Here is a 9,718-nt window from a genome sequence, read left to right on the forward strand (position 1 = left end):
TTCAACACGTTGGAGCATTGGGCTGATGACGTTTCCAAAGATGTCGCTCAAGAAATACAGACGCGGTGCGACATTGCAGGCGAGCCCCTGCCCGAGCATATCCAAGACTTCGTTGATACCTATGCTGGCCCTACGCGGCAGCTATCGTTGCGACTTTGAGCGGCGGGGAAATGCATGGCATTTCAGCGCAAAAAGCCCGCAGCCGTCGGCCTTAAGGCGCCATTTCCCGGCTTCATCGAACCAGAATTGGCGACTGCGACCGAAAAGGTGCCGTCTGGCGGACGCTGGCTGCACGAGATCAAATTTGACGGTTACCGCGTCCAAGTCCATCTCGTGAACGAGGCGGTCAAGGTCTTCACCCGACGCGGCAACGATTGGACCAAACGCTTCCGAAAGATCGCCGACGATGTGTGGCACATTGCAGCCGGTTCGGCGATCATCGACGGCGAGGTCGTCGTTCCGGCCGACGACGGCACCACGGACTTCTCCGTTTTGCAGAACGAGTTGAAAGGCAAATCAACCAAGATCGTCTTGGTGGTCTTCGATCTCCTGTATCTGAATGGTTTTGACTTGCGAAAGTTGCCGCTGCTCGAACGCAAGGCTCACCTGAAGAAAATCATCGCCGGGAGCGACGTGCAGTTCAGCGAGAGCTTTGAGATGGACGGCAGGGAGATGTACGCCCATGCCTGCAAGGTCGGGCTGGAGGGCGTAGTCTCGAAGGTCCGCAACAGCAAATATTCCTCCGAGCGCGGCAATGATTGGGTGAAGAAGACTTGCGCGCAGCGCGAGACCCTGATGGTCGCGGGCTTCGCTCTCAAGGACAACGATTGGGATGGCATCTATCTCGCCCGCCGCAAAGGTGACGACCTGATCTACGCGGGCAAGGTCGATCACGGCTTCGATAGGGCGTCCGCTGCCAACCTCCGCAAGCGCCTGACGCCGTTGATCCGCAAGACACAGCCTTACGCCAAGAGGATCGCACACAAGGGCATCTGGGTGGAGCCTGAGGTTCTGGCCGAGATCGAGTACCGTGCGAAGTCAGCGGAAGGCAAGGTGCGGCATCCCTTCTTCAGGGGCATCCGAGAAGCCTTATGAACTGGGGCCACGTCGTCCGAAACACTGCCATCGCGATTGGCATCGCATTCGTCACGGCGATTGGCGTCTACCTTGCGATACGATTTCTCCAGCCGGTGCTGTAGGTCGCACCGTCGGCCGAGCTTGTGTCTCGCTGACACCTTGCTGATTTTGCGAGAACCCCAATGTCCGCTTTCAGGAGGCGATCAGACTTCCCGGTCGCGAGCCGGTATTTCCGGGTTTGACCCTGAACGGAAGTCGAGCAGCCAAATTCGTGTTGCGCGACAGTCCTGCGAGGGGACAGTATGTGCTAAGACTAAGACTTCCGCAGAAGCCGGAGGTGCTGACATGATAAGGCGCGCATTCCTCGGTGGCACACTGAGTGCCGTTGCCTTAAGTACCTGCAAAGCACAATCGGTGACAACCACAGCGCAAAATGCGGTGGTCCAAACACCGCCTGAGCCGCTCGTGTGGCCGATTGTAACAACGCTTCAGCCTGGCGTTCGATTATTCGTTGGTCACACAGATACCGTGCTTGACGTGATTGGCCGGATCGGTGCGCCGCCGAGTTTGGTGATCTTTACCGAAGGCAATCACCTGATGGTGCTTTCGAGCGACGATATTGTCGGTGCATTTGCGTCCTGGTCCAAATCCCAGCCGCAATATGCCAATCTCGATCTGACCAATGTCGTTTTGGTGACGTTGCCTCAGCCCATCCTCGTACAGATGATCCGCACTGGAGGAGTTGCGCTCGGCAATCTCACGCTCGACGTAAACCGCAGCTCCGGTTTTTACCCCGACATCTTCATGGGCTACCCGGAGCCATTGAGACAGCTGCGTCAATTGGGTGTGATCGAGCCACAGGCGCGTTTTTTCTGCAAGAATCGAGGCGTCGCACTGCTTGTCCGCAAAGGCAATCCGCTCGGCATTCATGGCCTTGCCGACGTGGTACGGACAGGTATGCGGATTGCGCTACCGGACTCGGGCGATGTTCGCGCCATGTGTCGTGCTGCTGCCGACAACCTACTTGGCAAGCCCACGGCCGACACCTTGTTCACAGCGGAGGTGCCGAGTTTTCCAGGGCGCCTCGGCATCATGCATCGCGATCTTCCTGAAATGATCGCCCGCGGTTATGCGGACGTAGCCTTCACATGGTATCATCTCGTTTCCTACTGGGCACGGATATTCTCAAATCAGTTCGAGTTTGTTGCGGTTCCGGGCGCTGAGCCATTTTTTACAAAGATCGCTTTGGGTCATGTCACTGATCCTCTGCGTCCCCGAGCTATGAGAGCCTTTGACGAATTCTTCTTCAGCCGGGCAAGAGACGTTTATCCCCAGTACGATTTCGCGCGCATGAATGACGCTGAGTTTGGAGCGACCTTGGGGCTTGATCCGTAGAAAATCGGGATGACCGCTTTTGTGCAGGTTTTCGGATGCCGGCATGACGATTGTCCACGCGCTACGGCGGCCGGCGTCCGAAAAGCGCCAAGGCACGAAATCGCGGGGAAGTGGGCGGCAGCAGTGCCGCGGGCGCTATGGAGATTTAGCCGCGGTACGTGATTTGAGTGCCGGGTAATTTTTCGAATGACCCGTTTCGGACATGGGCATAGCCAGACATCGGCCCACAATTGTGCTATATGAAAATTCACTTTTCCCCGAGCCCGGGGGTGCGTCTTGAGCAGCGAGCACGTCGAGCGGCGACTGGCGGCTATTTTAGCGGCGGACGTCGTCGGCTCATGCCTCTTGATAGGGATCGACGAAGAAGGCGCGCTGGCGCAACTCAAGGCTCTTAGAAAGACGCTTTTTGATCCCAAAGTCACTGTTCATCACGGACGCATCGTCAAGAATACCGGGGACGGCGCTCTCGTTGAGTCCGGCAGCGTCGTAGATGCCGTACGCTGCGCCGTCGAAATTCAGCGCTGCATAGCCGAACAAAATATCGATGTACCGAAGGTTAAGCAAATCGAATTGCGCATCGGCATCCACGTCCGCGACATCATCGTCGATGAAAATGATATCTTTGGAGACGGCGTCAACATCGCAGTGCGGCTGGAGGGAATTGCTGAGCCGGGCGGCGTCTGCATCTCCGATGATGCCTACCGGCAGGTCCGGGGCAAGGTCGAGATTGCCTGTGATGATATGGGGCCGCAGCCCCTCAAGAATATTGCTGAGCCTATGCGGGCGTGGCGGGTTCGCCTGGCTGGTCAAACCCGCGGTACAATCACGTTCGGCTGTGAGCCAGCCTCTGGCGCTCCCGCTTCCCGACAAGCCGTCCATCGCCTTGCTTCCGTTCATCAACATGAGCGGCGATCCGGAACAGGACTACTTTGCTGGTGGAATGGTTGAAGACATCATCACGGCGCTGTCTCATTTCAGGGCGCTGTTCGTCATCGCCCGCAATTCGAGCTTCACCTACAAGGGGCGCGCCGTCGATGTGAAGCAGGTGGGGCGCGAGCTCGGTGTGCGCTACGTGTTGGAGGGGAGCGTGCGGAAGGCGGCAAGCCGGGTGCGCATCACCGGACAACTCGTCGATACCACGACCGGCGCACATCTTTGGGCAGACCGGTTTGATGGTTCGCTTGATGACATCTTCGATCTGCAGGACCGGGTGACCGAGAGCGTTGTCGGGGCAATCGCGCCGGCGGTGGAAAAAGCCGAGATCGAGCGTGCAAAGCGCAAGCCGACCGAGAGCCTCGATGCCTATTCCCTCTATTTACGTGGCCGGCTTTTATCAGTTTGCCAGCCGGCAAGCGAACGAAGAGGCATTACGCCTGTTCAACAGCGCGATCGAGCTCGAGCCTGACTTTGCGACAGCCTACGGTCGTGCCGCCTTTTGCTACGTCATTGCCAAGAGCAATGCCTGGATTTCAGGTACAGCGAACGAGATTGCCGAAGCGAAGAGGCTGGCTCAGCGGGCGGTGGAGTTGGGCAAGGATGACGCGAACGCTCTCGCCGCCAGCGGATATACGTTAGCTTATGTGGTTCGCAATCTCGAGGTAGGCGCCGCCTTGATCGATCGCGCGCTTGTGCTCAATTCCAATTTCGCCGAGGCGTGGGCTTGCGGCGGTTGGGTAAAAAATTGGCTCGCCGAGCCGGAGCTGGCGATCGAGCGCTTCGCGCGTGCCATGCGCCTGAGCCCACTTGATCCGTTTGTGACAGGAATGCGAGCCGGGACCGCGCATGCAAATTTCTTCCTGGGCCGCTATGACGAGGCGGCATCGTGGGCGGCATTGGCATTGCATGACAGTCCGGACTTTCAAACTGGATTACGGATCGAAGCCGCAAGCAGTGCAATGGCCGGACGGCTGGAGCAAGCGTACAAGGCACTGGCCGTACTGCGGCAGCTGAATCCCGCGCTACGTGTTTCCACTCTCAAAGACGTGCTGGGCCCTTATCGGCGTGCGGAAGACATCTCGCGATACCAGGAAGGATTGCGGCGAGCCGGACTGCCCGACTGACCAGCGCAGTGATTTGCTCGCCGGTGGCGGCAAGCTGATCGAACAGGAGCGGCGACTTCCGCCTTTGTGCAGGTTTGAGACATGCAGACCGGCCCTGACGACGTCCGTTTCCGGGCGAAGACCGGAAGTAGTCGGCCGACGGCCAAAACGATGCGATTGACCCTGGCTGTGTGAAAAAGCGAAATCTCGCCAAGAGCAGAGAATCAAGTTCTCAGATTCCGCGGCACTGCAGTTTAGTTTGCTCTTCAGGTACCCAGAGCGGTGCTTACGAAGGAATAGTTTTCTCTGCAATTTGCTCGGCGCTGCGTTTTTACACAGCCAAGACCCGAAGCCGACGTTCCCAAGCGCGAACTCACAGCTTGCGCTGCCTGGCGTTCCAATGCTTCTCCAAATTAACAATAAGCTGATCGCTCAGATGGCAGAACGCCTGTTCGAAGGCGTAGGTCGTCACATACCTGCGGAAGGCTTCCAGCGGCTCAGTCTGCTGGCGGATCGCTTTGCGGTTGGCGCCGGGGCTGACAATACCCGATCCGATTGCATTTTCCACGCAGCGCGAGATGGCCAGGTCCACTTCGCCTGATGGCACCACTTCACTGGCGATCAGGCGGCCCTCCGGCGTGTCGGCGTGAAACACGCGATCGAACAGGAGCGCGTCACGTGCGAGCCGCTCGCCGACAAACCGGGGCAATCGCATATTCGCGGTACCTGGCAGAAAGCCCTCCTTGCGCGCGGGCAGATTGAAATACGAGCCTGCTTCGGCGATCACATAGTCGACAACCAGCAGAAGCTGGCACCCGCCGCCGATGGCGAATTTGTCGACGGCCGCGATCCAAAGCTTTTCGAGCGTGCGCTCGGGCTCCTCAAGCGGTGCATCCAGACTGTCGGGCTCATGGTCGACCAGCACCCCGCGATAAAGCTTGCTGTGCAGCCCCATGCTGCGGAACAGGAAGGAGAGGTAGCTCTGCTTGCCCTGGTAGAGGCGCGTCAGATTGATGCCCGACGAGAACACGCGCTGGCCGGCGTACTTCGGATGGTCGACTGCGCTGCCGCGCAGGACGCCGATCTTCACGCCGGGATGCAGCAAGATCAGGTCCGTCGCCATCTCCAGCGGGCCTACAGTTGTGTCATCTTCTGAATTTAGATATCGCTCGTTGTGGATGGTCACGTAGCCTGCGCTGGCCTGCACTTCGATCCGCGCGGTGCCGAGATCGGCGCGACCCGTGGCGATGAATTGCGGCAGCAGCGCGAGGGATTCGGCCCGGGGGCGCAGCATGGAGCGGATCAAGTGATGGCCGGTCTGAGGACTGGACAGCACCTGGCTGACGAACAGGCCCTGATGGATTTCGAGGCCGTCCTTGTCGGCCTGCATGCGCTCGCCCTCGGCCGCGAGTTCGGCCTGGGAAGGCAGGATGTCAGGCCAGCGCGCCGCGGCCTCCCACAGCAGCGTGTCGACACGCAGCGACCGGGTGCCCTTCTGCGTCAGGTCGCGATACATCGGGACGGCATGCTGGCGGAAAAAGCGCCATGCGGCATCGGCCGTTAGATGGACGATCGCTTCGCCGCTCGCCTTTTCTACCGGGGTCCGCTGCGAGCGTAGCGGCAATAGTGCCAGCAGCGCGCGGCCGCTGCGGATCGCTGCACGCAGATCGGCGGCAGCGAGGGTTGCGACAGCGTGGTTACGGGTGATCAGAAAGGCTTCGGACTCGGCGCGCGGCAACGCGGCGGCGAGCACCTGGGAATGCTGTTCGCGGGGGATTGAAAGCATTGGACACCTTGGAATGAGGCAGGCGTGGGAGTGTAGGACGAAGGGCATCCTGGGAAAATGAGATACTGTCGTAAAGCTGCCAAAACTATCGACATCCAGCGGAGGGGCGGTGCGCGTCCAACAAGTGCAATAAATACTTCCGCTACTGGCCCGAAGGCGAAGATCGCAACGGCTAGCCGCACGTCGGCAGTCGGAGCAAGTTCGGACATGGCAGAGACGTGACCAAATCGACGCGATTGACCCGAAGTAGACGTTCCTTCTCAGCACGTCCTGCTTTGATTGGCTACTTCTCGCTGTATGAGTTCCGCGGAGCCTTGACGTCTTCTTTCACCGTTCTATGGACGCATTCAATGAAGAGCTTTGCAGCCGGGCTGCGCGTACGGTTCTTGAGAGTTACGATTGCAACAGGCCGCCGCTTCATGGGAATCTTGATTGGAAGGACCTTGAGAGATTCATCTCTGTTGCCGAAGCCCAATACCGAGGCTGGCAGAATTGTCACAAATTGTGCGCCTGCGACCAGCCGGAGGCATAGATGAATTGAAAGGGTTGTGAGGGGCGTAGGTGGAATTTCGGCCCCATTGTCGCGAAACAATGTTTGTACAGCTGCGCCATGCATTGTATCAGGCGGCGGCAATATCCAGCGTTCGCCGGCTAGGTCGGTGAGCTTGAGCCTGCGTGACTTCGCCCATTTGCTCTGCTGACCCGCAATCACCACGGCGTCATCATTGTATACAACTTCGGCTTCGAGGTCGTTCTCCTCGAACGGCGCCGGAACGCGGCCGATCAGTAGATCGATGCTGTGTTCGCGCAACTCGCGATAATGCAGCGTGCTCATGACGGTTTGCGCGACGTCGAGTCTGACGCGTGGCTGCTCGAGCGAGAAACGCCTAATGACAGCAGGCAAAAAGGCAGCCGCGACGCTTTCGGTGCTACCTATACGCAGTTCTCCGACGCTCGGGTCCGAGAGAAATGCGAGTTCCTCGACGCCTTGTTTGAGTTCGTCGAAAATAGCCCGGCCGCGGATGACAAGGGCGCGGCCGTAGGCCGTCGGCTCCATGCCGCTGCGACTACGGTCGAGCAGGCGAAGACCGAGCATATGCTCCATATCCGAGATCGCTTTGGACACCGCGGGCTGCGATATCGCGAGATCGGCCGCAGCCTTCGCCATACTGCCGCGCTGTACCACCGCGACCAGAATATGCAGGTCTCGCAGCTTGAAACGACGTCCGATACGATCGACCCACCTCATGGCGCGTACCTATCAAAATGGTTATGCAACGATCCCATATCAGAATTGGATATGTATGTCTCTACCGCGCATAATCCGCATGTCACGATCAAACGGGCTTGCGGGTTGCTGGATGTCTGTTGGCTAGACGCCGGACCTACCGAAGATTTGGAGAGAGGCCCCCATTCGTGACCAACGCCTTGAAGGTGTGTGACACGAGCGTTGGATTCAGAACCAAAGTAGGACGGATCAACATGGTCTCCACCATTCGCTGCAAAGTAATCGTTACTGCATTATTTATCAGTGCCCTTCTCACTGTGACCACGCAGGCGCAGGGGATCAAGGTTACCCTCTTGGGCACAGGATGTCCTCCGGCCGTGATGAACCGGTTCGGACCGAGCACCCTCGTCGAAGCGGGTGGGCAGAAGTTCATTTTCGACGCGGGCCGCGGCGCTCTTCAGCGGCTCAACCAGATCAAGGTGCGCTGGCAGAATGTGGACGGCGTCTTTCTCACGCACCTGCACTCGGACCACGTGGTCGGCTTCCCGGATCTGTGGCTGACGGGTTGGATTGCGGGCGCGCCGGGGCGTGATCGACCACTGTCGGTGTGGGGACCAAGAGGAACCGAGCGCATGATGTCGTTGCTCGAGCAGGCTTTCGAGTACGACATCCGGATTCGATTATACGACGACCGGGCACCACCAGACGGCGTAGTCCTCCTCGCCGAGGACATTACCGAAGGTGTCGTATATGAGAACAGCGGCGTGAAGATCACCGCGTTCGAAGTGGACCACGCGCCAGTGAAACCCGCGTTTGGCTATCGCATCGATTTTTCCGGCCACTCGGTTGTGGTCTCCGGCGACACCCGCATCTCTGAAAACTTGATCCGACACGCCCAAAACGTTGATCTACTGATTCACAATGTTGTCTCGCCTGAGACGTTCCAGCGCCTTGGAGTTCCGGCAGAGCGGACGGCAAATATTCTCCCCCTCCACACCACTCCAGAGCAGGCAGGCCAAGTGTTCACGCGGACAAATCCTAAGCTCGCAGTGTATTCACACATCGTGTTGCCAAACGCCACCGAGCAAGATGTGATTCCACCAACGCGGAAGACTTATTCAGGTCCTTTGGAACTCGGTGAAGATCTGATGGTAATCGAAGTTGGTGAGAAGGTCGAAGTCCGAAGGCCCGCCAAGCCTTGATCTTCCTGCTAGGCGCTCGTGTTGTTCTCTTAAGTAACACGGGCTCGGTAGCGTCTGCGAATGGGGCCGTTGGCTCACAGGTCCGTTTGTGGCACAAAGCGTCAGTCTGCTCGGTGCAATGCCATGTCCGGAGTTGGGGGTAAAGCCGACCAGCCGGTCGAACGCCCGGACTTCTCAGTTTGACCCACATGTATGGTCCGGCCGCGCGTTGCAAGAAGATTTCGCCGAGTTGGCGGTGAGCGGTCTTGCATCAATGTATCCGGCCTCTGGATTGGAGCAGTGGTGCTCCGGGCCATCATGGATATCAGCGCGCGTGCGTTCTCATTAACGGACAGGCCTCAACCGGGCCATGTGGGTCACCAGTGTTCGCACGCGCTCGGAAGACCGAACCTCCATCTCGTCTCATCCTCTCGCAGGCCTCGGTTGGAAACTGTTGATTGGGTTACGTCATCGCTTGCTCCTCATACCGCGTGCAGTTCCTTTGTTCGAGCCAAGGGCCGTTCCTTCGTCCCGGCCCGCAGAACGGCGATCGCGTCGCGCGCAGGGGCGGTCAAGGCCGGCCGTCGCGCTTGGCTTGCGGCTGGCTCCGGCGTTGCCAGGCTGCGCCTTGACCGCGCCGAGCACGGCGCGAGGATCAAGCGGGTCGGACGACGCCTGCATCGTCGGTCCTCGTCAGCTCGAAGGCGCGTCCTTTAGCCAGCACCGCCCAGGCGATGCGGGCAAGCTTGTTGGCGAGCGCAATTGCGAGCACGTTGTGGTGCAACCGCCTCTTGGCGGCTTCGATCCAGGATTTGAGCCCGTAACGTTCCCAGTCCTTTATCCTGACCAGCACAACCCATGCCGCCTGCACGAACAGAACGCGCAGGTAGCGATTGCCGCGCCTGGAGATTTTGCCGAGGATTGTGCGGTCTCCGGTCGAGATCTGCTTGGGCACCAGTCCGAGCCAGGCGCCGAAGTCGCGGCCTTTGGAGAATACGTCTCCAGTGCCGAT

Annotated in this window: 7 protein-coding genes and 1 pseudogene; 5 read left to right on the plus strand and 3 right to left on the minus strand. The window is 58.9% G+C overall.

Annotation, left to right across the window (positions count from 1 at the left end):
- Window positions 1–174: 174 nt before the first annotated feature.
- The 4 genes and pseudogenes from ligD to JQ624_RS37510 all read left to right on the plus strand — a co-directional run.
- Complete coding sequence (ligD, locus tag JQ624_RS37500) at window positions 175–1,095, plus strand: non-homologous end-joining DNA ligase (protein WP_212423889.1); 921 nt, start codon at window positions 175–177, stop codon at window positions 1,093–1,095.
- A 327-nt stretch (window positions 1,096–1,422) separates the two neighbouring features.
- On the plus strand, window positions 1,423–2,472 hold the full coding sequence (locus JQ624_RS37505) for a substrate-binding domain-containing protein (RefSeq protein WP_212423890.1): 1,050 nt from the start codon (window positions 1,423–1,425) through the stop codon (window positions 2,470–2,472).
- A gap of 345 nt (window positions 2,473–2,817) precedes the next feature.
- Window positions 2,818–3,420 carry an adenylate/guanylate cyclase domain-containing protein gene (locus JQ624_RS39880; RefSeq protein WP_409334423.1) on the plus strand — a complete coding sequence of 201 codons (603 nt, stop codon included), beginning with the start codon at window positions 2,818–2,820 and terminating at the stop codon, window positions 3,418–3,420.
- Window positions 3,317–4,532: pseudogene (locus tag JQ624_RS37510) on the plus strand (tetratricopeptide repeat protein); the annotation flags it as partial. The gene JQ624_RS39880 and the pseudogene JQ624_RS37510, both read left to right, overlap by 104 nt.
- Before the next feature lie 352 nt (window positions 4,533–4,884).
- Here the strand turns inward: JQ624_RS37510 and JQ624_RS39645 are convergent.
- Both JQ624_RS39645 and JQ624_RS37520 read right to left on the minus strand, forming a co-directional pair.
- Window positions 4,885–6,264, minus strand: a complete 1,380-nt coding sequence (locus JQ624_RS39645; RefSeq protein ID WP_212423891.1) for an enoyl-CoA hydratase/isomerase family protein — start codon at window positions 6,262–6,264, stop codon at window positions 4,885–4,887.
- A 316-nt stretch (window positions 6,265–6,580) separates the two neighbouring features.
- The gene (locus JQ624_RS37520) at window positions 6,581–7,546 is read right to left on the minus strand and encodes a LysR family transcriptional regulator (protein ID WP_212423892.1); all 966 of its coding nucleotides are present in this window, start codon (window positions 7,544–7,546) and stop codon (window positions 6,581–6,583) included.
- A gap of 233 nt (window positions 7,547–7,779) precedes the next feature.
- On the opposite strand from JQ624_RS37520, the gene JQ624_RS37525 reads away from it, so the two are divergent.
- Window positions 7,780–8,727: an MBL fold metallo-hydrolase gene (locus tag JQ624_RS37525; RefSeq protein WP_212423893.1), complete on the plus strand. Its 948-nt coding sequence runs from the start codon at window positions 7,780–7,782 to the stop codon at window positions 8,725–8,727.
- 634 nt (window positions 8,728–9,361) lie between these two features.
- Here the strand turns inward: JQ624_RS37525 and JQ624_RS37530 are convergent.
- Window positions 9,362–9,718, minus strand: a 357-nt coding sequence (locus JQ624_RS37530; protein WP_212423894.1) for a transposase, incomplete at its 5' end; no start/stop codon positions are given.

Source organism: Bradyrhizobium sp. AUGA SZCCT0283 (assembly GCF_018130385.1).
Classification (GTDB): domain Bacteria; phylum Pseudomonadota; class Alphaproteobacteria; order Rhizobiales; family Xanthobacteraceae; genus Bradyrhizobium.

Bases quoted from the DNA above. Each gene is read 5' to 3' on its own strand.
- ligD (WP_212423889.1), top strand. From the start codon at position 175: ATGGCATTTCAGCGCAAAAAGCCCGCAGCCGTCGGCCTTAAGGCGCCA.
- JQ624_RS37505 (WP_212423890.1), top strand. From the start codon at position 1,423: ATGATAAGGCGCGCATTCCTCGGTGGCACACTGAGTGCCGTTGCCTTA.
- JQ624_RS37520 (WP_212423892.1), bottom strand. From the start codon at position 7,546: ATGAGGTGGGTCGATCGTATCGGACGTCGTTTCAAGCTGCGAGACCTG.
- JQ624_RS37525 (WP_212423893.1), top strand. From the start codon at position 7,780: ATGGTCTCCACCATTCGCTGCAAAGTAATCGTTACTGCATTATTTATC.